Genomic DNA, 25,458 nt, shown 5'->3' on the forward strand with positions numbered 1-25,458 from the left:
ACGTCGGGGACGGGCATGAGCATGCCCATGGGCCGGATGCCTACTTCAAGCTGCCGTCATCCATTTCAGGCTTAGGAGCATCGACAATGAATATGAAAAAGGCCCTGTTGACCACACTGGTATCCGCTGGCCTGCTCGCCAGCGCGGGCGCAAGTCAGGCGGCCGGCTGGTGCGAATCAGGCAAGCCGGTGAAATTCGCCGGCCTCAACTGGGAAAGCGCGATGCTGCTGACCGACATTCTGCAGGTGGTTCTGGACAAGGGTTACGGCTGCACCGTTGACGCCCTGCCCGGCAATTCCATTGCCATGGAAAACGCCCTGGGCACCAACGACATCCAGATCTTTGCCGAAGAATGGGTCGGTCGCAGCGAGGTCTGGAACAAGGCCGCCGCTGCCGGCAAGGTGGTCGGTGTCGGCGCACCGATCGTCGGCGCTGTGGAAGGCTGGTACGTGCCGCGCTATGTGATCGAAGGCGACGCCAAACGCAAGCTGGAAGCCAAGGCACCCAACCTGAAATCCATCAGCGATCTGGCCCAGTATTCAGCCGTGTTCAAGGACCAGGAAGAGCCTGGCAAAGGCCGCTTCTACAACTGCCCGGCCGGCTGGACCTGTGAGCTGGAAAACAGCGAAATGCTCAAGAGCTACGGCCTGGAAAGCAAATACACCAACTTCCGCCCAGGCACCGGCCCGGCGCTGGATGCGGCGATTCTCTCCAGCTACAAACGTGGCGAGCCGATCCTGACCTACTATTGGTCACCCACGCCGCTCATGGGTCAGGTAGACCTGGTGCGTCTGGAAGAGAAAGCCGGGGTCAACAAGACGATCGATATCAAGGTCGGCGTGTCCAAAGTGTTCCACGATGAGGCCCCTGAACTGGTCGCCATCCTGGAAAAGGTCAACCTGCCGATCGACCTGCTCAACCAGAACCTGGGGCGCATGGCCAAGGAACGCATCGAATCGCCGAAGCTGGCGAAGATTTTCCTGAAAGAGCACCCCGAAGTCTGGCACAAATGGGTCAGCGAAGACGCCGCGAAGAAGGTGGACGCTTCGTTGTAAACGACCGGGCTGTCGGACCGAACGGTTCGACAGCCCTGTCGTTGACCCGACACACCTCATTTGAGAGCCGCTTATGTTTCCTGAAAGCTTCACTTTCTCGATCGCCAACTGGGTCAACGATGGCGTCGACTCACTGGTCACGCAGTACGGCGATGTGTTCCGGCACATCTCCGACACCCTGCTATGGGCCATCGTCAACCTCGAAGGCTTGCTGCGCATGGCGCCGTGGTGGCTGATGCTGATGATCGTCGGCGGCATTGCCTGGCACGCGACACGCAAGATCGTCACGACGCTGGTCATCGTCGGCCTGCTGTTTCTGGTCGGCGCGGTCGGGTTGTGGGACAAGCTGATGCAAACCCTGGCGCTGATGCTGGTCGCCACGATCATCGCGGTGCTGATCGGCATTCCGCTGGGCATTCTTTCGGCACGCAGCAATCGTCTGCGCTCGGTGCTGATGCCGCTGCTCGACATCATGCAGACCATGCCCAGCTTCGTGTACCTGATCCCGGTGCTGATGCTGTTCGGTCTGGGCAAGGTTCCGGCGATCTTCGCCACAGTGATTTACGCCGCGCCGCCGCTGATTCGTCTGACCGATCTGGGCATTCGCCAGGTGGATGGTGAAGTGATGGAAGCCATCAACGCGTTCGGCGCCAATCGCTGGCAGCAACTGTTCGGTGTGCAACTGCCGTTGGCGATGCCGAGCATCATGGCCGGGATCAACCAGACCACCATGATGGCGCTGTCGATGGTGGTGATTGCCTCGATGATCGGTGCACGCGGGCTTGGTGAGGACGTTCTGGTGGGCATTCAGACCCTCAACGTCGGGCGCGGGCTGGAAGCGGGCCTGGCCATTGTCATTCTGGCGGTCGTCATCGACCGTATCACGCAGGCCTATGGCCGCCCACGGCATGAGGCGCACAAATGAGCAGCGTGGAACCGAACAAAATCGTCGTCAAAAACGTATTCAAGATCTTCGGCAACCGCTCCAAGGAAGCACTGCAACTGATCAAGCAAAACCAGAGCAAGGACCAGGTGCTGGCCCAGACCGGCTGTGTGGTCGGGGTCAACGACCTGTCGCTGTCGATCGGCAGCGGCGAAATCTTCGTCATCATGGGCCTGTCCGGCTCGGGAAAATCGACGCTGGTGCGTCACTTCAACCGGCTCATCGACCCCACCAGCGGCGAGATTCTGGTCGATGGCGAAGACATCCTGCGTTACGACATGGAGGCCTTGCGCCAATTCCGCCGGCACAAGATCAGCATGGTGTTCCAGAGCTTCGGCCTGCTGCCGCACAAGACCGTGCTGGCCAACGTGGCCTACGGCCTGACCGTGCGTGGCGAAAGCAAGGCGCTGTGTCAGGAACGCGCGCAGCACTGGATCACCACCGTAGGCCTCAAGGGCTATGAAAACAAATACCCGCACCAGCTTTCCGGCGGCATGCGTCAGCGTGTAGGTCTGGCCCGCGCACTGGCGGCCGACACCGACATCATTCTGATGGACGAAGCATTCAGCGCCCTCGACCCGCTGATCCGCGCCGAGATGCAGGATCAGTTGCTGGAGCTGCAAGCCAGTCTGCACAAGACCATCGTGTTCATTACCCACGATCTGGACGAAGCCGTGCGCATCGGCAATCGCATCGCGATCCTCAAGGACGGGCGATTGATTCAGGTCGGTACGCCGAAAGAAATCCTCCACTCGCCCGCCGACGATTACGTGGATCGTTTCGTTCAGCGCCGCGTAGCCACCCTTTAAGGACCGTTGCAGATGTCGCGAGCAGAACAGATCGTCATCGGTGAAGCACCTGCGAGCTGGCAGGACGTGGTCGCCGTGGCCCGACATGGCGCAAAACTGGTCCTGTCGGATGCTGCCTGGGCACGGATCGACAACGCTCAGGCCATCGTGCAGCGCATCGTCTTCAGTGGCGAGCGTGCCTATGGCGTGAACACCGGGCTCGGCGCGCTGTGCAATGTGTCACTGCAAGGCGACCAGCTCAGTCGTCTGTCGCGCAATACCCTGCTCAGCCATGCCTGCGGCGTCGGTGCGCCACTGGCCGACGAGCAGACCCGTGCAATCATCTGCGCCGCGATTCTCAACTACAGCCAGGGCAAGTCGGGCATTCACCGGCAAGTGGTCGAAGCGCTGCTGGCCCTGCTCAACCGGGGCATCACGCCGCAAGTACCGGCGCAGGGCTCGGTGGGTTACCTGACGCACATGGCGCACGTCGGTGTTGCGTTGCTGGGCATCGGCCAGGTCAGCTATCGCGGGCAGATCGTCCCGGCCGAGCAGGCCTTGAACGAAGAAGGTCTGGCTCCGGTCATCCTCGGCGCCAAGGACGGATTGTGCCTGGTCAACGGCACACCGTGCATGACCGGCCTGAGCTGTCTGGCCATTGCCGATGCCGAGCGCCTGAGCCAATGGGCCGACGTAATCGGCGCGATGAGCTTCGAAGCCCTGCGCGGCCAGCTGGACGCGTTCGATGCAAGCATCCTCGCCCTCAAGCCGCATCCGGGCATGCAACAGGTGGGCAAGAACCTGCGCACTTTGGTGGCCGGCAGCGAAGTGCTCGCCAGCAGCGAAGGCATTCGTACCCAGGATGCGCTGAGTATTCGTTCGATTCCCCAGGTGCATGGCGCCACGCGCGACCAACTGGCTCACGCCACTCGCCAGGTCGAGATCGAGCTCAATTCAGTCACCGATAACCCGCTGCTGCTCGGCACGCCCGAGGCTTTCCGGGTGGTGTCCCAGGCCAATCCACACGGCCAGTCGGTGGCCATGGCGGCAGACCTGCTGTGCATGGCGATGGCCGAGCTGGGCTCGATTGCCGAACGACGCCTGGACCGCCTGATCAACCCGATGGTCAGCGGCCTGCCGGCGTTTCTGGTCACCCAGCCGGGGGTCAACTCGGGAATGATGATCGTCCAGTACGTCGCCGCTTCGCTGTGCGCAGAAAACCGCCAAATGGCGCAGCCGGCCGTGGTAGACAACTACGTGACCTCCGGTCTGCAAGAAGACCACCTGAGCCTGGGCACCAGCGCTGCGCTCAAGCTGCACAAGGTGCTGGGCAATACCACGCAGATTCTGGCCATCGAGTATTTGCTCGCGGCCCAGGCATTCGAATTTCTCAAGACACAGGGTTTTGGCGTGGGCACCGGTGCCGCGTGGCGACTGCTGCGCGAGCGCATCCCGGCCTATGACGAAGACCGCTGGCTGGCTCCGGACATCGCCAGCAGCGCGGCCCTGATCAAAGACGAAGCGTCGCTGGAAAGGGTTTTCCAGCACTGCCGTAACAACGCGGCAGGCCTATAAAAACAGCGTATGGCCACACGCCGTCGCTGACATTCATCAAGGAGTAGCAGCATCGTGACCACCTTATCTGCCAAGACGCTGAACCTGATCCCCGGCCAACTGACCCTGGCGCAACTGCGCGATATTTATCTGCAGCCGGTCAGCCTGACGCTGGACAGCAGCGCAGACCAGCAGATCGACGACAGCGTCGCCTGTGTCGAGCGCATTCTGGCCGAAAACCGCACTGCCTACGGCATCAACACCGGTTTCGGCCTGCTGGCTTCGACGCGGATTGCCAGCGAAGACCTGGAAAACCTGCAGCGTTCGCTGGTGCTGTCGCATGCGGCCGGTGTCGGTCAGCCAATCAGCGATGAGCTGGTGCGTCTGATCATGGTGCTCAAGGTCAACAGCCTGAGCCGCGGCTTCTCGGGCATTCGGCGCGTGGTCATCGACGCTCTGATTGCGCTGATCAATGCCCAGGTCTATCCGCATATTCCGCTCAAGGGCTCGGTCGGCGCTTCCGGTGACCTGGCACCGCTGGCGCACATGTCCCTGGTGCTGCTGGGCGAAGGCAAGGCGCGCTACAAGGGCGAATGGCTGAACGGCGTCGACGCGCTGGCGGCTGCCGGGCTGCAACCGCTGACCCTGGCGGCCAAGGAAGGGCTGGCACTGCTCAACGGCACGCAAGTGTCTAGCGCCTACGCATTGCGCGGCCTGTTCGAAGGCGAGGACCTGTTCGCGGCGGCTCTGACCTGCGGCTCGCTGACGGTTGAAGCGGTACTGGGTTCGCGCTCGCCCTTCGACGCGCGCATTCATGCCGCACGCGGGCAGCGCGGGCAGATCGATGCAGCGGCCTGCTACCGCGACCTGCTCGGCGAAAGCAGTGGCGTGTCCGAGTCGCACCGCAACTGCGACAAGGTTCAGGACCCCTACTCGTTGCGCTGCCAGCCACAGGTCATGGGCGCATGCCTGACCCAACTGCGTCAGGCCGCCGAGGTGCTGGAAATCGAAGCCAACGCGGTGTCCGACAACCCGCTGGTGTTCGCCGCCGAGAACGACGTCATATCCGGTGGCAATTTTCACGCCGAGCCGGTTGCCATGGCGGCGGACAACCTCGCGCTGGCCATCGCCGAGATCGGCTCGCTCAGCGAAAGACGCATTTCGTTGATGATGGACAAGCACATGTCGCAGTTGCCACCTTTTCTGGTGGCCAACGGCGGCGTCAATTCCGGGTTCATGATCGCGCAGGTGACTGCCGCCGCACTGGCCAGTGAAAACAAGGCATTGGCCCACCCGCACAGTGTCGACAGCCTGCCGACCTCGGCCAATCAGGAAGACCATGTGTCGATGGCCCCGGCCGCCGGCAAGCGCTTATGGGAAATGGCAGAAAACGTTCGCGGGATTCTTGCCGTAGAATGGTTGGCTGCCTGCCAGGGTCTGGACTTGCGTGAGGGCCTGAAAACCTCTCCGAAGCTGGAGCAAGCCCGCAGCCTGTTGCGCAGCAAGGTCCCGTTCTATGAAAAGGACCGCTTTTTTGCACCGGACATCGAAGCTGCCAGTCAGCTGTTGTCCTCCACTTGCCTGAACCCGTTGGTTCCTGCACGTCTGCTACCCAGTCTGTGATGCACCGCGAGCCTGGCAGGGCTCGCTTTGGTCATCGCTGCGGGAGGCCGGATGCAGGCGTTCTCGCGGCTTTTGCCATACCTGTAATGAAATGGACCTGAAATGACGTCACAAGATGGTTTGAAACGCGGGTTATCCGCCCGCCACATCCGCTTCATGGCCCTGGGCTCTGCCATCGGCACAGGGTTGTTCTACGGCTCGGCCTCGGCGATTCAACAGGCCGGGCCTGCCGTACTGCTGGCTTACCTGATCGGCGGCGCGGCGGTGTACATGGTGATGCGCGCGCTCGGCGAAATGGCGGTCCACGACCCGGTGTCCGGTTCGTTCAGCCATTACGCCACGCGCTACATGGGCCCGCTGGCCGGCTTCGTGCTCGGCTGGACCTACGCGTTCGAGATGATCATCGTCTGCCTGGCCGACGTGACCGCATTCGGCATCTACATGGGCTTCTGGTTTCCGGAAGTACCGCGCTGGATCTGGGTGCTGGGCATCGTCTTTCTGATCGGCGCGCTCAACCTGTGCAACGTGAAAGTCTTCGGTGAAACCGAGTTCTGGCTGTCGATCCTCAAGGTCAGCGCCATCGTGGCGATGATCGTCGCAGGCTTCGGCATCATGATCTTCGGTATCGGCAGCTCGGCCAGCGGCACCGAAATCGGCATCAGCAACCTGTGGGCACATGGCGGCTTCATGCCCAACGGCGTCACCGGTCTGATCGCCTCGTTCGCGGTGGTGATGTTTGCCTTCGGCGGCATCGAAATCATCGGCATTACCGCAGGCGAAGCGAAGGACCCGCAACGCAGCCTGCCGCAGGCGATCAATGCCGTACCGCTGCGCATTCTGCTGTTCTACGTGCTGACGCTGTTTGTGCTGATGTGCATCTACCCGTGGCCGCAGATCGGCACGCAGGGCAGCCCGTTCGTGCAGATTTTCGACAACCTGGGTATCGCTTCGGCGGCGACCATCCTCAACATCGTGGTGATCTCGGCGGCCGTGTCGGCGATCAACAGCGACATCTTCGGCGCAGGCCGCATGATGTATGGCCTGGCCCGTGAAGGTCAGGCGCCCGCCAGTTTCGCCCGCGTGTCGCGTCATGGCGTGCCGTGGATGACCGTGCTGGTCATGGGCATCGCGCTGCTGGGCGGCGTGCTGCTCAACTACCTGATCCCCAAGGACGTGTTCCTGCTGATCGCTTCGCTGGCCACCTTCGCCACCGTGTGGGTCTGGCTGATGATTCTGCTGACGCAGGTCGCCATGCGCCGCTCGATGAACCGCGAGGAAGCGGCACAGCTTAAATTCGCAGTGCCGCTCTGGCCTTACGGGCCCGCCGCCGCCATCGTCTTCATGCTGTTCATCTTCGGCGTGCTGGGTTACTTCCCGGACAACCGTGCAGCCTTGATCGTCGGCGCGATCTGGATCGGTCTGCTGCTCATTGCCTATGGCTGGGTCAAGCCCAAGGCGCTCAACAACACTCATTGATCAACGAGGCCTGGAATGAAAACGCTCTGGAAAAACTGTCACATCGCAAGCATGGCGCAAGGCAAATACTCGATCATCGAGCATGCCGCCATCGTGACCTCCGGAGCGCTCATCGAGTGGATCGGGCCTCAGGCCGAGCTGGCCGAGCCGGAACATGACAACTGCATCGATCTGAATGGTGCATGGGTCACGCCCGGCCTGATCGATTGTCACACCCACACGGTGTTCGGCGGCAACCGCAGCGGCGAGTTCGAACAGCGTTTACAGGGTGTGAGCTACGCCGAGATCGCCGCAGCGGGCGGCGGTATTGCCAGCACGGTGCGTGCGACGCGCGACGCCAGCGAGGATGAGCTGTACGCCAGTGCCGAGCGCCGTTTGCGGCATCTGCTGAAAGACGGCGTCACCACCGTCGAGATGAAGTCGGGCTACGGGCTGGACCTGGAAAACGAGCGCAAGATCCTGCGGGTGATCCGGCGTCTGGGCAACACCCAGCCCGTCACCGTGCGCGCCACCTGCCTGGCCGCCCACGCGCTGCCACCGGAATACGCCGATCGCGCCGACGATTACATCAACCACATCTGCAACGACATGCTCCCGGCACTGGCAGCCGAAGGGCTGGTCGATGCAGTAGATGCTTTCTGTGAATACCTGGCGTTTTCGCCTGCGCAGGTCGAGCAGGTGTTCATCACCGCGGGGCAGTTGGCGCTGCCGGTCAAACTGCATGCCGAGCAGCTGTCGTCATTGGGCGGATCGAGCCTGGCTGCGCGCTACAAGGCGCTGTCGGCGGATCATCTGGAGTTCATGACCGAGGACGACGCCATCGCCATGGCCGCTGCCGGAACCGTCGCGGTGCTGCTGCCGGGCGCGTTTTACTTCCTGCGTGAAACACAACTGCCGCCGATGGACGCGCTGCGCAAGCACGGCGTGCCGATCGCGATTTCCACCGACCTCAACCCTGGCACCTCGCCGGGCCTGTCATTGCGCCTGATGCTGAACATGGCCTGCACGCTGTTTCGCATGACGCCCGAAGAAGCACTGGCGGGGGTGACGTTCAATGCCGCCAGGGCGCTGGGCATGAGCGCGACCCACGGCTCGCTGGAGGTCGGCAAGGTCGCGGATTTCGTCGCCTGGAACATCGAACGACCGGCTGATCTGGCCTACTGGCTGGGCGGCGATCTGGACAAACGCATCGTGCGCCACGGCGTCGAATCATCGATCTGAAGGAGAGCCCTGTGGATAACGTTCTGACATTCAAGCGTGGCCGCATTCCGCTGCTGATCAGCATGCCGCATGCCGGTCTGAAACTGACCCCGGTGGTCGAAGCCGCGCTGGTGGACGAAGCCTTGAGCCTGCCGGACACCGACTGGCACATTCCACGTCTGTATGACTTCGCCGCCGAATTGGGCGCCAGCACGCTGGCTGCCGAATACTCGCGCTTTGTCATCGACCTCAATAGGCCCTCTGACGACAAGCCCATGTACGCAGGTGCGACCACCGGCCTGTTTCCGTCGATCCTGTTCGACGGCGTGCCACTGTTCAAGGACGGCCAGACGCCCAGCGTCGAAGAGCGGGCGCGCTATCTACAGCAGATATGGACACCGTATCACCAGACGCTGGAGCAGGAACTGCAGCGCATGCGTGACGAGTTCGGTTATGCGCTGCTGTTCGACGCCCACTCGATTCGCGGCCACATCCCGCACCTGTTCGATGGCCGCCTGCCGGACTTCAACCTGGGCACCTTCAATGGCGCCAGCTGCGATCCGGAGCTGGCCAGCCGGATGGAGCAGGTCTGCGCAGCGGCCAAGGACTACAGCCATGTGTTGAACGGACGCTTCAAGGGCGGCCACATCACCCGCCACTACGGCAACCCGGCCAACAACATCCATGCCGTACAGCTGGAGCTGGCGCAAAGCACCTACATGGACGAATTCGTGCCCTTCCACTACCGGCCGGACCTGGCAGAACCGACCCGCGCCGTGCTCAAGCCACTGCTGGAAACCTTCATTGCCTGGGGGCAGGAGCGCTTCGGCTGACAACGTCGGACGCAGAGCGTCCAGAAAGGCGCTACCACGCGGAGCGTGGGAGCGATGGCCAGTGGTCGGAGCCGATAGCAACACCGATTATCGTTCCCATGCTCCGCGTGGGAATGCCGTTCCGGACGCTCCGCGCCCGCCCTTCAAGGTTCCCGCCTGATCACTTCTTGAGCAAGCGCAAGCCGTTGAACACCACCAGCAAGCTCACGCCCATGTCGGCAAACACCGCCATCCACATGGTCGCCAAGCCCGCGAAGGTGATACCGATGAACAGCACCTTGGTCACAATGGCCAACACAATGTTCTGTTTCAGCACCGCCGATGTCCGGCGTGAAAGCGCAATGAACGTTGGGATCTTGCGCAGATCATCGTCCATCAGGGCGACATCTGCCGTCTCGATAGCCGTATCGGTGCCTGCAGCGGCCATCGCGAAACCAATCTCCGCACGGGCCAGCGCAGGGGCATCATTGATACCGTCGCCTACCATGCCTACCCGGTGATTGCGGCTGTAAAGCGCCTCGATCGCACTGAGCTTGTCGGCAGGCAGCAGATTGCCCTGCGCTTCATCGATGCCGACCTGATCGGCAATCGCCTTGGCCGTGTGCGGGTTATCACCGGTCAGCATGACCGTCTTGATGCCCAACTCGTGCAACTGAGCGATGGCTTCACGGCTGGTCTCCTTCACCGTATCGGCGACGGCAAACAGCGCAATCGGACCCGAGGCATCGAGCAACAGCACCACGGTCTTGCCCTGCATCTCCAGCGCATCGAGCCTGGCTTCCAGCTCCGGCGAACACAGGCCCAGTTCTTCCACCAGACGATGGTTGCCCAAGTGATACATCTGGCCGTTGATCTCGCCTTTCACACCGCGCCCACCCAATGCCTCGAACGCGCTGACTTCATGCAGCGTCAGGCTGCCATCGGCGGCCTTGGCAATCGCTTGGGAAACCGGGTGATCCGAACGACCGGCGAGACTCGCGGCAATCCCCGGCGCGCTATCGGAGACAGCAGGGTTCAAAGGCACATAATCAGTCTGCACCGGCTTGCCGTGGGTCAGCGTGCCGGTTTTATCCAGCGCCAGATAATCGAGCTTTTCGCCCATTTCCAGATAAACGCCACCCTTGATCAAAATCCCCTTGCGCGCCGCCGCTGCCAGACCGCTGACGATGGTTACCGGGGTGGAAATTACCAGCGCACATGGGCAGGCCACCACCAGCAGCACCAGCGCCCGGTAGATCCAGTCATACCATTCGCCGCCAAAGAACAGCGGTGCGACCAACGCCAATGCCAACGCAACGACGAACACCACTGGCGTATAGATACGGGAAAAGCTGTCGACAAAGCGCTGGGTCGGCGCACGCGAACCCTGCGCCGCTTCCACCGCATGAATGATGCGCGCCAGCGTCGAGTTGTTCGCAGCGGCGGTGACGCGGTACTCCAGCGAACCAGCCTGGTTGATGGTGCCCGCGAAAACCTTGTCGCCAACAGTCTTCTCCACCGGCAGGCTTTCACCGGTGATCGATGCCTGGTCAATCGTTGAGCTACCGGACACCACTTCACCATCAAGCCCGACACGCTCGCCTGGCTTGATCCGGACGATAGCCTCCAGTTCGACGTTTTTGGCTTCGACTTCCTGCCAACTGCCATCCGCCTGCTTGACGGTGGCAAGCTCAGGCGTCAGTTGCATCAGGCCACTGATCGCATTGCGCGCACGGTCCAACGACTTGGCTTCGATCAACTCGGCAATGGTAAACAGGAACATCACCATCGCCGCTTCCGGCCACTGACCGATCAAAATGGCGCCGGTCACCGCGATGCTCATCAGTGCATTGATGTTCAGGTTGAAGTTCTTGAGTGCGATCCAGCCCTTCTTGTAAGTCGTCAACCCGCAACTGAAGATCGACACCAGTGCCAGCAAGGCAACCACCCAGGTCGGGCCGAGCGATGCAAAATGGACCACCTCTGCCACCAGCGCCGCAACGCCGGACAACGCCAGCGGCCACCAGTGTTTCTTCACCACCGGCGCCGGTTCGGCAGACGCTGCACCTTCCTCGACCGGCTCGGCCTGCATGCCCAACGAGCTGATGGCCTCACGAATCGGGTCAGTGGACGGCAGGTCGTGCCAGACGCCCAACATGCGGTTGATCAGGTTGAATTCCAGCTTCTGCACACCGGCCAGCTTGCCCAGTTTGTTCTGGATCAGCGTCTGCTCGGTAGGGCAATCCATCGCTTCGATACGAAAGCTGCTCAGACGACCACCTGCTGCAGGCGATTCGCTGAAGGTCACTACAGCAGGCTGCGCGTCGCTGGAGCAACACGAATGGGCATGCTCCACGGGCTTTTGCTCGTGTGCGTGCTCGCCGTGATCATGGTCATGATCGTGGTCATGTGCGGGGGAATTCTTGATCGTCGTGCCCATTCGTTGTGGCTCCAGGATTCTGCTTGTTGCCAAGTGAACACCCTGTAGCCACTATAGGGTCAAGCACTCAAACGAGATGAGTCGAAATGAAAATCGGCGAACTGGCAAAACTGACCGACACCCAGGTCGAAACCATCCGCTATTACGAACGCGAAGGCCTGCTGCCTGCCCCCGCGCGCAGTGACGGCAATTACCGGCTGTATACCCAGGCGCACATGGAGCGCCTGTCGTTCATCCGCAATTGCCGCAGCCTGGACATGACCCTCGAAGAAATCCGCAACCTGCTCAACCTGCGCGACAGCCCACAGGACCAGTGCGAAAACGTCAACGCCCTGATCGACGAACACATCGAACACGTCAACGCTCGCGTCGCAAGCCTGCAAGCACTCCAGGAACAACTGCTCGACCTGCGCCGCCGCTGCAGCGATGGCACGACAGAACATTGCGCGATACTGGAAAGGCTGGAAGTGACGGGGGCTGTGGCAACGCCAGAGGGCGAGCCTTCACATGTGGGGAGGAGTCATGGGCATTGAGACGGGTTTGAGACCTCTGGTTCAGCGCTGCGCGGCCTGCACCACCGCCACAAGCTCAGTGATCGCCTTGACGAGCTGATCCTTGGCAGCTTTCTCTTTCGCTGTCTCTTCACCCGCCCGCTCAGAATCAACGCGTTTGAACGCTTCGCGTACCTCCTCGCTGAAGATGCTGATCGAGACGATATTTTCCTGCCGAAAACCAATAGGCCTGAGCGGTGTATCACTTGGGTAATCGGTCGTGTACACCACTTTCAGGGTGTCCTTGTCCCGATAGCCACTGACGGTCGGGATAAGCAAAATTTCCTGATTCACACCCGTCACTTCGGTAGGGGCTCCGACGTCCATGATGTAACCGACGTAGACCTTTCGATCCGCCATCGTGATCATCACTTCTTCCTTGTCGACAAATGCATCGAAAAGCGTCGAGCAGATAGGGCTGTGATCTACAGACTGACCCAGCAGATAGACCGCAATTTCTTCTTTTTTACCCGCGCCCAGTTGCCACTTGAGAATCCTGACAGTAAGAAAAGCTCCGAGGCTTGGCATCGCCAAGGTCAGTAAACCCGACAGGGCAAGGAACACGCCCACCTGGCTAAAATTCCTGCCAGTGATGTCGAAGTCCTGCCCCATTTGACCTAAAGCGCCCATGAAATCGGTGTTCACGGCAAAACAGACTGGCGAGGTCGCGTCCGTCGTTTGGGCCCATTTTGGGCAAAACACACCCCAATCATGCGAGAACAGGCCTGCAAGGGCTGCGGTTACAAACATGGCCGCTAAAAAACAGTAGATACCATACCGCCCCACCAGCAAGTAAAGCATCTGGCCTTCATAGCGATGCAGCCTGCAATAAACGGTGGGATCCTTCAGGCACACCAAAAAACCGCTGACGAGTAGTGGCAGCAGAAGTAAAAAAGCCATTTATCAGGATTCGGCTTGCGGAGTGACCAGTTTTTTAGCCTTATCGCGGGAGGAGCGAACCAAACCTTCGATTTCTTTGGCGTCCATGGACATGCGACCACCCCTTACCACAAGAGTGTCGATGCTCTTGATTGCCTGCATGAGGGCCGCGTCTTCAGCCTTCTTCGTATCACTACGATGTCCAATCCGATTGAAAAACATAGTCGATTCCATTGAACAGGGTCAGGGGACTTACGCCAAAACTATAGCACAACGCTCAATTCGCTCTCTTACAGACTCAAACCGCCATCGGCGCCGTCATTGCCGGGTGGTGCTGGTAGCCTTCCAGGGTGAAGTCGGACGGCTCGATCAGTTCCAGCCACTCAGGCTGGTACACACCGGTCTTGGCAAACTCGGGCACGCGGTCGGAGATCACCAGTTTCGGCATCGGGTACGGCTCGCGGGTCATCTGTTCGTTGAGCATGTCCAGGTGGTTTTCGTACACGTGGGCGTCGCCGATGAAGTAGGTGAACCAGCGCGGCGTGTAGCCGGTCAGGCGGCCGATCAGGCTCAGCAGCGCGGCGCCTTCGGTCAGGTTGAACGGCGTGCCGAGGCCCAGATCGTTGGAGCGGATGTACAGCGTCAGCGAGATTTCGCGGGTCTGCGGGTTCGGGTGCAGCTGGTACAGCAGGTGGCACGGCGGCAGGGCCATTTCATCGAGCTGTGCGCAGTTCCAGCCGTGGAACAGGATCCGCCGGCTGCCCGGGTCGTTGATGATGGTGTCGACGCACTGGCGAATCTGGTCGATGGCCTTGTACAGGACCACGAAAGACTGGCCGTCTTCTTCGGACTCGGCAATCTGACGATACCCCTGGCCCAGCGCCAGTTCGATGGCCGCGACATTGCCGGCATCGATACGCTTGTAGGCCGGCCACTTGCGCCATTGCACGCCATAGATTTCGCCCAGATCGTCCTCGCCCTTGCGGAACGGGTTGTTCAGCCACTGAGCGTTTTCGTTGGCGTTCTGATCCCAGACCTTGCAGCCCAGTTCGCGGAATTCGGCGGCGTTGTTTACGCCACGCAGAAAGCCGACCATCTCGCCGATGGCCGATTTGAAGGCCATGCGCCGTGTGGTGATCGCCGGAAAGCCTTCCTGCAAGTCATAACGCAGCATCGCACCCGGAAAGCTGATGGTGTTCACGCCGGTACGGTTGGCTTGCAAGGTCCCGTGCTTGATCACATGAGCGACCAGTTCCAGATATTGCTTCATAAATCACCTGCATTGTTGAACGCGCCGGGCGTCTTCACCCGGCGTTTCGGTATTAAACCGCTGCTTTGCTGGCGGACGGATCGCGCTTGTAGGCCAGCCAGATCAGGAACAGGCCGGCGATGATCATCGGCAGGCTGAGGATCTGACCCATGGTCACCCAGCCCCACGCCAGGTAACCCAACTGGGCATCAGGGACGCGGACGAACTCGACCACAAAGCGGAAGATCCCGTAGAACAGCGCGAACATGCCGGAAACGGCCATGGTCGGACGCGGCTTGCGGGCGTACAGATTGAGGATGATGAACAGCGCAACGCCTTCCAGCGCGAACTGGTACAGCTGCGAGGGATGACGCGCCAGTTGCGCAGGGTCGCTGAATGGCGGGAAGACCATGGCCCACGGCACATCGGTCGGCTTGCCCCACAGCTCGGCATTGATGAAGTTGCCGATACGCCCGGCACCCAGGCCGATCGGCACCAGCGGGGCAACGAAGTCCATCAGTTGGAAGAAGCTTTTGCCGTTGCGCTTGCCAAACCACCAAGCCGCGATCATCACGCCGACAAAGCCGCCGTGGAACGCCATGCCACCCTTCCAGACCTCGAAGATCAGCAGCGGATTGGCGATGTAGGCCGACAGGTCATAGAACAGCACGTAGCCCAGCCGCCCACCGACAATCACGCCCATGGCCAGCCAGAAAATCAGGTCGGAGAGTTTTTCCTTGGTCCAGGTCGGGTCGAACTTGTTCAGGCGACGCGACGCGAGCAGCCAGGCGCCGCCGATACCGACCAGGTACATCAAACCGTACCAGTGAATTTGCAGCGGGCCGATAGCGACGGCTACCGGGTCAATCTGCGGGTAAGGCAGCATTGCGACTCCTCAATTGGAACGCCCTTGCGAGCGACTGAATCAGGCGCGCATGTTACCGGAGCCCGGCAGGATGCTCTAGCTGCGACCGATGGAAGCCGCCTGAACGAAGTGAAAAAAGATGTGCCTGGTGTGTCCAGCCGTAAGGCCTGGGTATGGTTATCGTTCCCACGCTCCGCGTGGTAGCGCCGTTCTGGACGCTCTGCGTCCGGTCTTGAAACAGGCGTGTGTGTAAGCTTGCTCACGAAGAGGTAGGTGCAGCAGCTGAATATTTACTAAGCAGTCAGTCTGCCTTCGCGAGCAAGCTCGCTCCCACGGGGGGGGGCAATGTGTACTCCCTGTGGGAGTGAGCTTGCTCACGAAGGCAATAGCCCAAACGGCCCATTTCCCGGAGTCTGTACCGGCCTCTTCGCGAACAAGTTTGCTCCTACGGGGGCATGTGTACTCCCTGTGGGAGTGAGCTTGCTCACGAAGGCAATAGCCCAAACGGCCCATTTCCCGGAGTCTGTACCGGCCTCTTCGCGAACAAGTTCGCTCCTACAGGGGCAATGTGCACTCCCTGTGGGAGTGAGCTCACGAAAGCATTAGTAGCGCTTAGTGCCCTTTGACCGAGCTGGGGTTGATCATCCGCGACAGGCCGAGGTTTTTCAGTGCCAGTTGCAGGGAGCTGCTGATGACTTGCGGGTTGTCGTTGGTCATCAGTTGCGCCAGCAGTTCCTTGGCCTTGCTGAGGTTGATCTGGCGCAGCATCCATTTCACTTTCGGCAGGTTGGTGGCGTTCATCGACAGACTGTCGAAGCCCATCGCCATCAACAACACCGCTGCTGCCGGGTCACCCGCCATTTCGCCGCAGATGCTCACTGGCTTGCCCTCGGCATGCGCGTCACGCACCACGCTTTGCAGCGCCTGAAGCACCGCCGGGTGCAGGTAGTCATAGAGATCGGCCACACGCGGGTTGTTGCGGTCAACCGCCAGCAGGTACTGGGTCAGGTCGTTGGAGCCGACCGAGAGGAAGTCCACCTGACGGGCCAAGTCGCGGGTCTGGTAGACCGCCGCCGGCACTTCGATCATCACGCCCACCGGCGGCATCGGTACGTCAGTGCCTTCGTCGCGCACCTCGCCCCAGGCGCGGTGGATCAGGTGCAGCGCCTCTTCCACTTCGTGGGTGCTGGAGATCATCGGCAGCAGAATGCGCAGGTTATTCAGCCCCTCGCTGGCCTTGAGCATGGCGCGGGTCTGGACCAGGAAGATTTCCGGGTGATCGAGGGTGACGCGAATTCCGCGCCAGCCGAGAAACGGGTTGTCTTCCTTGATCGGGAAGTAGGACAGCGACTTGTCGCCACCGATGTCCAGGCTGCGCATGGTCACCGGCAGTGGATGGAAGGCGGCCAGTTGCTCGCGGTAGATCGCCAGCTGTTCCTTTTCACTCGGGAAGCGCTGGTTGATCATGAACGGCACTTCGGTGCGGTACAGGCCCACCCCTTCGGCGCCACGCTGTTGCGCACGCGCCACGTCGGCCAGCAGGCCAGTGTTGACCCACAGCGGCATGCGATGCCCGTCGAGGGTGACGCAAGGCAGTTCACGCAGGGCATCCAGGCCCTGGGAGAGCTGACGCTCCTCCTCCACCACCTTGCCGAACTGCTTGCGCATGATTTCGCTGGGGTTGGTGAAGACTTCGCCGTGATAGCCGTCGACCACCAGATCGATGCCATCGACCTTGGAGTAAGGAAAGTCCACCAGGCCCATGACCGTGGGAATGCCCATGGCCCGCGCCAGAATCGCAACGTGGGAGTTGCCGGAGCCCTGAACCGACACCAGGCCGACCAGTTTGCCTTCCGGCACCTCGCCGAGCATCGCCGGGGTCAGCTCTTCACTCACCAGAATCGTGTTGTCGGGATAGACCAGCGCCTGTTGCCGTGCTTCCTGGAGATAGGCCAGCAGGCGGCGGCCCAGGTCCTTGACGTCCGACGCCCGCTCGCGCAGGTAGGCATCGTCCATCAGTTCGAAACGTTTGACGTGCTCGCTGACCACCGAGCGCAAGGCGCCCTGCGCCCATTGGCCGGTCTTGATCACGTCGGTCACTTCGCTGCCCAGCGAGGCGTCGTCGAGCATCATCAGGTAGACATCGAACAGCGCCCGCTCTTCTGGACGCAACTGGGTGGCCAGCTTGGCCGACAGGGTGCGCATGTCACCGCGTACGCCTTCCAGCGCGTTCTGGAACAATGCCAGTTCGGCGGCGATGTCAGTGACGGTCTTGTCGGGGACCACTTCCAGATCGGCAGGCGGCAGCATGACCACGGCGACACCGACCGCAGCACCCGGCGAACCGGCGACACCGACGAACTTGGCTTCCTGAATGCCCTTGCCCTGACGACCCAGACCGCGGATCGAGCCAGTCGCTTCGGCATGCGCGATAACGCCCGCCAGTTGCGCGCTCATGGTGACCAGGAAGGCTTCTTCGCCCTCGTCGAACTGACGGCGCTCCTTTTGCTGGATGACCAATACGCCAACCACGCGCCGGTGGTGGATGATCGGCGCGCCCAGGAACGAGGCGTAGCGTTCTTCACCGGTTTCGGCGAAATAGCGATAACGAGGGTGATCTGCGGCGTTTTCGAGATTCAGCGGTTCTTCGCGCGTACCGACCAGACCGACCAGGCCTTCATTCGGTGCCATGCTGACTTTGCCGATGGAGCGCTTGTTGAGGCCTTCGGAAGCCATCAGGACGAAGCGGTTGACCTCGGCATCGAGCAGGTAGACCGAGCAGACCTGGCTGCCCATGGCCTCCTTGACGCGCAACACAATAATGCCCAACGCCGCCTTGAGATCCTTGGCGGAGTTAACTTCCTGGACGATCTTGCGCAGCGTATTGAGCATGGCTCGGGGTCGAACTCCGTGTCAGTCGCGCGATAAGAGGCGCGGGGCAAGCTCTTTGAGTGCGCGTCGATACACCTCGCGCTTGAATGTCACCACCTGGCCTAACGGATACCAATAACTGACCCAACGCCAGCCATCGAACTCCGGTTTACCGGTCAAATCCATCCGCACCCGCTGCTCGTTGGAGATCAGGCGCAGGAGAAACCATTTTTGCTTCTGGCCGATACACAGCGGCTGGCTGTGGGTACGGACCAGTCTTTGCGGCAGACGATAGCGCAACCAGCCCCGAGTGCAGGCAAGTATTTGCACATCATGTCGTTCCAGACCGACTTCTTCATTCAATTCGCGATAAAGCGCGTCTTCCGGCGTCTCCTGCGGGTTGATACCCCCTTGAGGAAACTGCCAGGCATCCTGGTTAATACGCCGAGCCCATAGGACCTGACCAGCATCGTTTGTCAGAATAATCCCGACATTAGGACGGAAACCATCGGGGTCGATCACGGCAACAACCTCGCAAACGCATGTCGCCGCATTGTTCCACAAAGGCGATCAAACCAGCAACGAGGCTTATCACCTTATGTGAAGACTTGTGAAAACCTCGTATTCTGGGGCTCTTTTTTCAACTATTTCAGCGAGTAACCCTATGCGTCTGGCTTTATTCGACCTCGACAACACCCTTCTGGGCGGCGACAGCGATCACGCCTGGGGCGATTACCTGTGCCGGCGCGGGATCCTTGATGCCGCGACCTACAAGACCCGCAACGACGAGTTCTATCAGGATTACCTGGCCGGTACGCTGAACATGACCGACTACCTGAATTTTACTCTGGAGATTCTGGGCAACACTGACATGGCGCAGCTCAAGCAGTGGCATCGCGAGTTCATGCGTGACTGCATCGAACCGATGATGCTGCCCAAGGCGCTGGAATTGATCGCCAAACACCGCGAGGCCGGCGACAAGCTGGTGGTGATCACCGCCACCAACCGCTTTGTGACGGCACCTATCGTGGCGCAACTGGGGATCGATACCCTGCTGGCGACCGAATGCGAGATGGCTGACGGCCGCTATACCGGCCGCACCACAGGTGTGCCCTGCTTCCGTGAAGGCAAGGTGACACGCCTCAATCAGTGGCTGGAAGACAACGCGTTCAGCCTCGAGGACAGCTATTTCTACAGTGACTCGATGAACGACCTGCCTCTGCTGGAGCAGGTGGCCAATCCGGTTGCGGTCGATCCGGACGATAAATTGCGTGCCGAAGCCGAGCGACGCGGCTGGCCGGTGATTACCCTGCGTCACTGAGTGCTGGCAATACTCAGGCCGGTTTGAAGCCTGTCAGACCGGCCATCACCACGAAGCACACGACGCTGATCACCGTCAGCGCCAGGGTAAAGCCGCGCTTGCCGCCTTTGGCACCAAGACGCAACCGATTGAGCCTGGCCACTAGCCAGACCCAACTGCACAGCCCCAAGGTGTAAAGCACGCTGCTGCCCAGCACCCAGGTCTGGCCCAGTGACAGGCCTTTCAAATGCACCAGCCACCAGCCACTGAACGGCAGCGTCGCCAGGCAAACGGCCATCAACACCCAGAAAAACAGCAACGGCCGCTTGAGCAGACGATTCTGCACAGTCGTGTCGCCTTCAAGGCGCACCTTGACCACCCCGCTGGCCAGCACCAGCGCGCTGATCAGCAACAACGCGATGGCGACGATGTGCAAGGTATTGAGGGTGGTGATGGGTTCCATGACGCGGTGTTCCTCTGGAATCGGGCTTGGGTGAGTTTAGCAGTGTGAACACAAGAGTCGTGCCTTAAGCGCTATCGTGCCCATGCTCCGCGTGGGTATGCCGGTCTGGACGCTCTGCGTCCTCTTGTGACGGAGCGTGAGGAACGAGAAATATCCACGGCCTCAGCCCAGAAACAACCGGTACGCCGGGTTCTCGCTTTCGTCCCAATACCGGTAACCAATCTCATCCAGCGCAGCGCCGACCAGATGCCGCTCATCCTCTGGCACCACCAGCCCGGCAACCACGCGGCCGTCAGCTGCGCCGTGGTTGCGGTAGTGGAACATCGAGATGGTCCAGCGCCCGCCCAGGCGGTTGAGGAAGTTGAACAGCGCACCCGGTCGCTCCGGGAACTCGAAGCGCAGCACCACTTCATCATTAACCCGCTCGGCATGCCCGCCAACCATGTGACGGATGTGCAGTTTGGCCAGTTCGTTGTCGGTCAGGTCCAGCACCGGGAAGCCCTGTCCGGTCAGGCTGGTGATCAGGGCGCTGCGCGGGTCGTTCTCGGGATGGGTCTGCACGCCGACGAAGATGTGCGCCTCGCGATCGGTGTGATAGCGGTAGTTGAATTCGGTGATCTGCCGCTTGCCGATGGCCTCGCAGAATGCCTTGAAGCTGCCCGGCTGCTCGGGGATGGTCACGGCAATGATCGCCTCGCGACCCTCACCCAGTTCGGCGCGCTCGGCCACGTGCCGTAAGCGGTCGAAGTTGACGTTGGCCCCTGAATCGATCGCCACCAGCGTCTGGCCGCTGACGCCGCGCTGCTCGACATATTTCTTGATCCCGGCCACGCCCAGCGCGCCGGACGGCTCGGTGATCGAGCGAGTATCGTCGTAGATATCCTTGATCGCCGCGCAGATCTCGTCGGTACTGACGGTGATCACTTCATCGACATAATGGCGGCACACCTCAAAGGTGTGATGGCCGATCTGCGCCACCGCCACGCCATCGGCAAACAGCCCGACCTGGCTCAGCACCACGCGCTCCCCGGCGGCCATCGCCGCCTGCAGGCAGTTGGAGTCGTCCGGCTCTACGCCAATGATCTTGATCTCCGGGCGCAGGTATTTCACATACGCCGCGATGCCGGCAATCAGACCGCCGCCGCCGACCGGGACAAAGATCGCATCCAGCTGGCCCGGTTGCTGACGAAGAATCTCCATCGCCACCGTGCCTTGCCCGGCGATGGTGTCGGGGTCGTCATACGGATGGATGTAAACGAAACCTCGTTCGTCGACCAGTTTCAGCGAGTAGGCCAGCGCTTCCGGGAAGGAATCACCGTGCAGCACCACGGTGGCACCCCGCGAGCGCACGCCCTCGACCTTGATCTCCGGCGTGGTGCGCGGCATGACGATGGTCGCTTTGATCCCCAACTCACGCGCCGCCAGCGCCAGGCCCTGAGCATGATTGCCCGCCGATGCCGTAACTACGCCGCGTGCGGTCTGCTCTGCGGGCAATTGCGCGAGCTTGTTGTACGCGCCACGAATCTTGAACGAGAACACCGGCTGCAGATCTTCGCGCTTGAGCAGCACCTGATTGCCCAGCCGTTCGGACAGCTGGCGAGCGCCTTGCAGCGGCGTTTCAATGGCAACGTCGTAGACGCGCGAGGTGAGGATTTTCTTGACGTACTGTTCAAGCATCGGGGTGGCATCACTGACGAAGCGGGCAAGGTCGGGAAGTCTACTCTGCGCACCGAAAGACGACCATACGAATGACAGGGCTTTGCGGCGCAGTCGCCGCTATAATGCGGGCCTTTTTGCATCCCCTCTTTTACCTACATCAGGCACTGTGGAGCCCGCATGACCCAGGATCAACTCAAACAGGCAGTCGCTCAGGCAGCTGTCGACTTCATCCTTCCGAAGCTCGATGACAAAAGCATTGTGGGCGTCGGCACCGGCTCCACGGCCAATTGCTTCATCGACGCACTGGCCAAGCACAAGGCCGCCTTTGACGGCGCTGTCGCCAGTTCGCAAGCCACTGCGGCGCGCCTCAAGGCGCACGGCATTCCGGTCTATGAACTGAACACGGTCAGCGATCTGGAGTTCTATGTCGACGGCGCCGACGAAAGCGACGAGCACCTGAACCTGATCAAGGGCGGCGGCGCGGCACTGACTCGCGAGAAAATCGTCGCGGCGGTGGCCAAGACCTTCATCTGCATCGCCGACGGCAGCAAGCTGGTGCCGGTGCTGGGCGCGTTCCCGCTGCCGGTCGAAGTCATTCCGATGGCCCGCAGCCACGTTGCGCGGCAACTGGTGAAACTGGGCGGCGACCCGGTTTATCGCGAAGGTGTTCTGACCGACAACGGCAACATCATCATTGATGTGCACAACATGAGCATCACCAACCCGGTGGAGCTGGAAGCGCAGATCAACGCCATCGTCGGCGTGGTCACCAACGGCCTGTTCGCCGCCCGTCCGGCCGACCTGTTGCTGCTGGGCACCAACGAAGGCGTGAAAACCCTGACGCGCTGATAAAACCGGTCATGCCCACGCAAGGTGGGCATGACCCTCATAGGCTCAAGGCTTGCGGAACACGTAAAACAGGTTCGGCTCGCTCACCAGATACAACGCCCCTTCCGCATCCATGGCCATCCCTTCAGCCTGCGGCACGTCCTTGCTCAGCCCCATCGCCCCTTTTGCCAGCGAGCCGCTGCCAATCGGATGACCGCTGGTGTCGAGTTCAAGAATGCGCTTCGACTCATCGGACAACGCCAGCAAATGGCCGCTGGTCTCATCGAATTGCAGGCTGGAGAGGTCACGAACCGACAGTCGGCCATCGCGCTTGCTGTTGGAGATGACCTGCAGATTGCCGGGAGCTTCGGAGTTGGTCTTGGGAAAGCCGCGCACCTCGATGATCTGCACCGGATCACGCTCGCGGGCGACAAACAGGCGCTTGCCGACCGAATCATAGGCCAGCCCTTCATAGCCCTTGTTGCCGCTGGCGGTGATGCCCAGCGTCAATTGTTCTGCCTGGGCGGCGTCCAGACTTTTGGTGTTGTCATCGACGTGAATCTGAATCAGCCGGAGCCGACGCTCATCGCTGATCACATAAGTGCCCGGCTTGATGTATTCGACGGCCTCGGCATCACCGAAGCCCACCAGCGGAATGCGCCGCAGCACACGACCGTCCAGGCTCAGCTCGACCAGTTCGGGGTTCTGGTTGGTCACCGTAAACAGGCTCTTGCGGTCCGGGTCGTAGCTCAGGCCCGAGACATCATCCTGCAGCCCGTCGATCACCTGTGCTTCGGTGACGACGCGGTACTGATCCAGACCAATGGACTGAAGCGAGTCGGACTGCCAGAACACCTGCCAGTCGAACAAGGCGCTTTCAACATAGCGGTATCGCTGATTGGCGATCACGAACACAACGATCAGAGGTACAAAGGCCAGAAGCAGGACTAAAGAGCGAGTAGAGCGACGCATGAAGGGTGACTCGGACAGATTGAGCGGACGGGATTGATACCATGCCATCCTGAAAGCAAGCTTAATGGCATGGTGCTATATGTTTGCCGAATGTGTATCGGCGACCTGTGTAGCGGCCGTCCTGGCTCAGTGCTTGTGAAGCGCCCTGTGAAACGAATAGAACAGGTTCGGTTCGCTGACCATATACAGCGTACCGGCCTCATCGAGGGCCACGCCTTCAGCGCGCGGAATTGTATCCTTCAAACCGTTCATGCCGCCCAACAATGTCATGAAGCTCACCTGCTCGCCTTGATCATCGACTTCCAGCAACATGTGCGAATCGGCAGACAGCGCGAGCATGTGGCCCGTGCGCGGGTCGATGCTCAGCGAGGACAGATTGCGCATGTCCAGCGAGCGACTGGGTAGCGGCTGCTTGTCGCCTGTCAGTACGTCACTGCCATTACTTTTCCAGGTGTACAGCGCGGGAGGTCGCTCCTCGCCCAGTATCAGCTGCTGACGCTGCGGGTCCCAGGCGATGCCTTCGAAGCCCTTGTTCTGGTTGGCGGACTTGCCGAGTTCATACTGGGGGAAATCCGCGATGTTCAGGGTGGTGGTGTCGGCGTTCACTTTAACGATGGTCAACTTGTGCTGGCGCTCGTCAGTGATCGCAATCAGGCCATCGTTCATGACGGCAACGCCTTCCGGATTGCTCCAGCCCACCAGCGGGATCTTGCGCAGTACATCGCCCGTGAGCGTCAGCTCCACCAGAAACGCATTTTTGCCCATGACCGCAAACAGCGTTTTGGTCACCGGGTTATAGGACAGGTCCGACGCCTCGTCCTTCTCCATGCCTGGCAGCACTTTGGCGTCGATATCCACATGGTAGTCCGGCAGCCAGATGCTGGCGTGACGACCTGCCTTGCTCTCGAACCGCTCCTGAAACCAGAGCAGCGCGCGATCATCCCAATGCATGATGAACGCCAGCCCATAGCCCAGCAAGGCAACCACTAACAACCACGAATACCAGCGCATGTTGCGCAGATAAGCGAAGCGTTTTTTAGTACGAGGCGGCTTTGCGGCAGTACTGGCCATTCATGTGTTCCTGAGCAAATGAGACTTCATGACGACGGGGGGCCCTTGCAGGGACGGCCGGATTATCCAGAACAGGTGTGAAAAAAACGCAAAATCGGCTGAACTATCAGTCACTCCACAAACAAAAGCCACCCGGGAGTGATCCCGTGTGGCTTTGGGCGCTGCCTGAAAGACTGTCGGCTTACCTGACGACGCTCTCGAACGGCGTCTGCCCGACCAGTTCCAGCGCGATCTGGTCGCCGGCTTCGAACGGCCCGACACCGGCAGGCGTGCCGGTCATGATCAGGTCGCCGGCCTGCAGCGAGAAGTTGGCTGCCATGTGCTGGATCATCGGCACGATCGGGTTGAGCATCATGTTGCTGTTGCCGTCCTGAACCACCTTGCCATTGAGGGTCAGGCGGATACCGATGTCCTCCAGATCAGGGAATGTCTCGGCGGGCACGAACGGCGGGATCACCGCAGCGCCGTCAAAACACTTGGCCAGCTCCCACGGCAGGCCTTTCTCACGCAGACGCGACTGGACATCACGCAGCGTCAGGTCCAGACCAGGCGCAAAGCCGCTGATCGCGTCGAGCACTTCTTCGCGCGAAGGGTTCTTGCTCAGGGGCTTGCCGATCAACACCACGATCTCGGCTTCGTAATGCACCGAACCGCGGTCTGCCGGGATGGTGAAGCCACCCTCCAGCGCAACCACCGCGCTGCCGGGTTTCATGAACAGCAGCGGCTCGGTAGGCACCGCGTTGCCCAGTTCCTTGGCATGTTCGGCGTAGTTACGCCCGATGCAGACCACTTTACCCAGCGGGAAGTGAATGTTGGTGCCATCGACATATTTGTGCTGGTAGCTCATGACGTCTCCTGA

At 60.8% G+C, this 25,458-nt stretch carries 23 protein-coding genes; 11 read left to right on the plus strand and 12 right to left on the minus strand.

The genetic code is table 11. The features are described from left to right. Positions 1 to 86 precede the first annotated feature (86 nt). The 8 genes from LIX91_RS21610 (at position 87) to hutG (ending at position 9,472) form a co-directional block, all read left to right on the plus strand. On the plus strand, positions 87 to 1,055 hold the full coding sequence (locus LIX91_RS21610) for an ABC transporter substrate-binding protein (RefSeq protein WP_003413481.1): 969 nt from the start codon (positions 87 to 89) through the stop codon (positions 1,053 to 1,055). Positions 1,056 to 1,128: 73 nt separating this feature from the next. Further along, complete coding sequence (locus tag LIX91_RS21615) at positions 1,129 to 1,980, plus strand: ABC transporter permease (RefSeq protein ID WP_003343849.1); 852 nt, start codon at positions 1,129 to 1,131, stop codon at positions 1,978 to 1,980. After that, a complete protein-coding gene (locus LIX91_RS21620) occupies positions 1,977 to 2,807 on the plus strand; it encodes a glycine betaine/L-proline ABC transporter ATP-binding protein (protein WP_003396818.1) in 831 nt (276 codons plus the stop codon). The genes LIX91_RS21615 and LIX91_RS21620 overlap by 4 nt, the downstream gene beginning before the upstream one ends. A gap of 12 nt (positions 2,808 to 2,819) precedes the next feature. After that, complete coding sequence (hutH, locus tag LIX91_RS21625) at positions 2,820 to 4,361, plus strand: histidine ammonia-lyase (protein WP_226489115.1); 1,542 nt, start codon at positions 2,820 to 2,822, stop codon at positions 4,359 to 4,361. A gap of 54 nt (positions 4,362 to 4,415) precedes the next feature. Next, positions 4,416 to 5,963: a histidine ammonia-lyase gene (gene hutH / locus LIX91_RS21630; RefSeq protein ID WP_016569241.1), complete on the plus strand. Its 1,548-nt coding sequence runs from the start codon at positions 4,416 to 4,418 to the stop codon at positions 5,961 to 5,963. Positions 5,964 to 6,065: 102 nt separating this feature from the next. Next, positions 6,066 to 7,439, plus strand: coding sequence for an amino acid permease (locus LIX91_RS21635; protein WP_226489116.1), 1,374 nt, complete (start codon positions 6,066 to 6,068; stop codon positions 7,437 to 7,439). A 15-nt stretch (positions 7,440 to 7,454) separates the two neighbouring features. Further along, positions 7,455 to 8,660, plus strand: coding sequence for an imidazolonepropionase (hutI, locus tag LIX91_RS21640; protein WP_003420157.1), 1,206 nt, complete (start codon positions 7,455 to 7,457; stop codon positions 8,658 to 8,660). Positions 8,661 to 8,671: 11 nt separating this feature from the next. Next, complete coding sequence (gene hutG / locus LIX91_RS21645) at positions 8,672 to 9,472, plus strand: N-formylglutamate deformylase (RefSeq protein WP_003396802.1); 801 nt, start codon at positions 8,672 to 8,674, stop codon at positions 9,470 to 9,472. Between the two features lie 160 nt (positions 9,473 to 9,632). Here hutG and LIX91_RS21650 read toward each other — a convergent pair whose 3' ends face one another. Continuing rightward, positions 9,633 to 11,891 (minus strand): heavy metal translocating P-type ATPase, encoded by a 2,259-nt coding sequence (locus LIX91_RS21650; protein ID WP_226489117.1) that lies wholly within the window; start codon positions 11,889 to 11,891, stop codon positions 9,633 to 9,635. A gap of 86 nt (positions 11,892 to 11,977) precedes the next feature. On the opposite strand from LIX91_RS21650, the gene cadR reads away from it, so the two are divergent. Beyond that, positions 11,978 to 12,424: a Cd(II)/Pb(II)-responsive transcriptional regulator gene (gene cadR, locus LIX91_RS21655; RefSeq protein ID WP_003420159.1), complete on the plus strand. Its 447-nt coding sequence runs from the start codon at positions 11,978 to 11,980 to the stop codon at positions 12,422 to 12,424. Between the two features lie 21 nt (positions 12,425 to 12,445). Here the strand turns inward: cadR and LIX91_RS21660 are convergent, their stop codons facing one another. From LIX91_RS21660 to LIX91_RS21685, 6 genes are all read right to left on the minus strand, one after another. Beyond that, positions 12,446 to 13,342: a hypothetical protein gene (locus LIX91_RS21660; RefSeq protein ID WP_003420160.1), complete on the minus strand. Its 897-nt coding sequence runs from the start codon at positions 13,340 to 13,342 to the stop codon at positions 12,446 to 12,448. A 3-nt stretch (positions 13,343 to 13,345) separates the two neighbouring features. After that, positions 13,346 to 13,543, minus strand: a complete 198-nt coding sequence (locus LIX91_RS21665; RefSeq protein WP_003343866.1) for a hypothetical protein — start codon at positions 13,541 to 13,543, stop codon at positions 13,346 to 13,348. 76 nt (positions 13,544 to 13,619) lie between these two features. Beyond that, positions 13,620 to 14,591: a thymidylate synthase gene (locus LIX91_RS21670; RefSeq protein WP_002555742.1), complete on the minus strand. Its 972-nt coding sequence runs from the start codon at positions 14,589 to 14,591 to the stop codon at positions 13,620 to 13,622. A 52-nt stretch (positions 14,592 to 14,643) separates the two neighbouring features. Further along, positions 14,644 to 15,456, minus strand: coding sequence for a prolipoprotein diacylglyceryl transferase (gene lgt / locus LIX91_RS21675; RefSeq protein ID WP_003343867.1), 813 nt, complete (start codon positions 15,454 to 15,456; stop codon positions 14,644 to 14,646). Between the two features lie 591 nt (positions 15,457 to 16,047). Beyond that, positions 16,048 to 18,327 carry a phosphoenolpyruvate--protein phosphotransferase gene (gene ptsP, locus LIX91_RS21680; RefSeq protein WP_003420161.1) on the minus strand — a complete coding sequence of 760 codons (2,280 nt, stop codon included), beginning with the start codon at positions 18,325 to 18,327 and terminating at the stop codon, positions 16,048 to 16,050. Positions 18,328 to 18,348: 21 nt separating this feature from the next. Further along, positions 18,349 to 18,828: an RNA pyrophosphohydrolase gene (locus LIX91_RS21685; protein WP_002555745.1), complete on the minus strand. Its 480-nt coding sequence runs from the start codon at positions 18,826 to 18,828 to the stop codon at positions 18,349 to 18,351. A 142-nt stretch (positions 18,829 to 18,970) separates the two neighbouring features. On the opposite strand from LIX91_RS21685, the gene LIX91_RS21690 reads away from it, so the two are divergent. Further along, positions 18,971 to 19,627, plus strand: coding sequence for an HAD family hydrolase (locus LIX91_RS21690; RefSeq protein ID WP_226489118.1), 657 nt, complete (start codon positions 18,971 to 18,973; stop codon positions 19,625 to 19,627). Positions 19,628 to 19,640: 13 nt separating this feature from the next. On the opposite strand, the gene LIX91_RS21695 is transcribed toward LIX91_RS21690, so the two are convergent. Continuing rightward, complete coding sequence (locus LIX91_RS21695) at positions 19,641 to 20,069, minus strand: DUF2269 family protein (protein ID WP_226489119.1); 429 nt, start codon at positions 20,067 to 20,069, stop codon at positions 19,641 to 19,643. 162 nt (positions 20,070 to 20,231) lie between these two features. Next, positions 20,232 to 21,746, minus strand: coding sequence for a threonine ammonia-lyase, biosynthetic (ilvA, locus tag LIX91_RS21700; RefSeq protein WP_230412624.1), 1,515 nt, complete (start codon positions 21,744 to 21,746; stop codon positions 20,232 to 20,234). A 159-nt stretch (positions 21,747 to 21,905) separates the two neighbouring features. Between ilvA and rpiA the strand changes: the two genes are divergently transcribed. Next, a complete protein-coding gene (rpiA, locus tag LIX91_RS21705; RefSeq protein WP_003413508.1) occupies positions 21,906 to 22,577 on the plus strand; it encodes a ribose-5-phosphate isomerase RpiA in 672 nt (223 codons plus the stop codon). Positions 22,578 to 22,622: 45 nt separating this feature from the next. Here the strand turns inward: rpiA and LIX91_RS21710 are convergent, their stop codons facing one another. From LIX91_RS21710 to LIX91_RS21720, 3 genes are all read right to left on the minus strand, one after another. Beyond that, entirely contained in the window at positions 22,623 to 23,528 is a 906-nt protein-coding gene (locus LIX91_RS21710) for an SdiA-regulated domain-containing protein (protein WP_032703441.1), read from the minus strand. 126 nt (positions 23,529 to 23,654) lie between these two features. Continuing rightward, positions 23,655 to 24,599, minus strand: coding sequence for an SdiA-regulated domain-containing protein (locus LIX91_RS21715; protein ID WP_226489120.1), 945 nt, complete (start codon positions 24,597 to 24,599; stop codon positions 23,655 to 23,657). Positions 24,600 to 24,780: 181 nt separating this feature from the next. Further along, positions 24,781 to 25,446, minus strand: a complete 666-nt coding sequence (locus LIX91_RS21720) for a fumarylacetoacetate hydrolase family protein (protein WP_002555752.1) — start codon at positions 25,444 to 25,446, stop codon at positions 24,781 to 24,783. Positions 25,447 to 25,458 lie beyond the last annotated feature (12 nt).

Source organism: Pseudomonas sp. B20 (genome assembly GCF_020515755.1).
In the GTDB taxonomy this organism is placed as follows: Bacteria; Pseudomonadota; Gammaproteobacteria; order Pseudomonadales; family Pseudomonadaceae; genus Aquipseudomonas; species Aquipseudomonas syringae.

What these genes read in the sequence shown, in the direction of transcription:
- LIX91_RS21610 (WP_003413481.1), top strand. Translation starts at nt 87, where the DNA reads ATGAATATGAAAAAGGCCCTGTTGACCACACTGGTATCCGCTGGCCTG.
- LIX91_RS21615 (WP_003343849.1), top strand. Translation starts at nt 1,129, where the DNA reads ATGTTTCCTGAAAGCTTCACTTTCTCGATCGCCAACTGGGTCAACGAT.
- LIX91_RS21620 (WP_003396818.1), top strand. Translation starts at nt 1,977, where the DNA reads ATGAGCAGCGTGGAACCGAACAAAATCGTCGTCAAAAACGTATTCAAG.
- hutH (WP_226489115.1), top strand. Translation starts at nt 2,820, where the DNA reads ATGTCGCGAGCAGAACAGATCGTCATCGGTGAAGCACCTGCGAGCTGG.
- LIX91_RS21635 (WP_226489116.1), top strand. Translation starts at nt 6,066, where the DNA reads ATGACGTCACAAGATGGTTTGAAACGCGGGTTATCCGCCCGCCACATC.
- hutI (WP_003420157.1), top strand. Translation starts at nt 7,455, where the DNA reads ATGAAAACGCTCTGGAAAAACTGTCACATCGCAAGCATGGCGCAAGGC.
- LIX91_RS21650 (WP_226489117.1), bottom strand. Translation starts at nt 11,891, where the DNA reads ATGGGCACGACGATCAAGAATTCCCCCGCACATGACCACGATCATGAC.
- cadR (WP_003420159.1), top strand. Translation starts at nt 11,978, where the DNA reads ATGAAAATCGGCGAACTGGCAAAACTGACCGACACCCAGGTCGAAACC.
- LIX91_RS21660 (WP_003420160.1), bottom strand. Translation starts at nt 13,342, where the DNA reads ATGGCTTTTTTACTTCTGCTGCCACTACTCGTCAGCGGTTTTTTGGTG.
- LIX91_RS21665 (WP_003343866.1), bottom strand. Translation starts at nt 13,543, where the DNA reads ATGTTTTTCAATCGGATTGGACATCGTAGTGATACGAAGAAGGCTGAA.
- LIX91_RS21670 (WP_002555742.1), bottom strand. Translation starts at nt 14,591, where the DNA reads ATGAAGCAATATCTGGAACTGGTCGCTCATGTGATCAAGCACGGGACC.
- lgt (WP_003343867.1), bottom strand. Translation starts at nt 15,456, where the DNA reads ATGCTGCCTTACCCGCAGATTGACCCGGTAGCCGTCGCTATCGGCCCG.
- ptsP (WP_003420161.1), bottom strand. Translation starts at nt 18,327, where the DNA reads ATGCTCAATACGCTGCGCAAGATCGTCCAGGAAGTTAACTCCGCCAAG.
- LIX91_RS21690 (WP_226489118.1), top strand. Translation starts at nt 18,971, where the DNA reads ATGCGTCTGGCTTTATTCGACCTCGACAACACCCTTCTGGGCGGCGAC.
- LIX91_RS21695 (WP_226489119.1), bottom strand. Translation starts at nt 20,069, where the DNA reads ATGGAACCCATCACCACCCTCAATACCTTGCACATCGTCGCCATCGCG.
- ilvA (WP_230412624.1), bottom strand. Translation starts at nt 21,746, where the DNA reads ATGCTTGAACAGTACGTCAAGAAAATCCTCACCTCGCGCGTCTACGAC.
- rpiA (WP_003413508.1), top strand. Translation starts at nt 21,906, where the DNA reads ATGACCCAGGATCAACTCAAACAGGCAGTCGCTCAGGCAGCTGTCGAC.
- LIX91_RS21710 (WP_032703441.1), bottom strand. Translation starts at nt 23,528, where the DNA reads ATGCGTCGCTCTACTCGCTCTTTAGTCCTGCTTCTGGCCTTTGTACCT.
- LIX91_RS21715 (WP_226489120.1), bottom strand. Translation starts at nt 24,599, where the DNA reads ATGGCCAGTACTGCCGCAAAGCCGCCTCGTACTAAAAAACGCTTCGCT.
- LIX91_RS21720 (WP_002555752.1), bottom strand. Translation starts at nt 25,446, where the DNA reads ATGAGCTACCAGCACAAATATGTCGATGGCACCAACATTCACTTCCCG.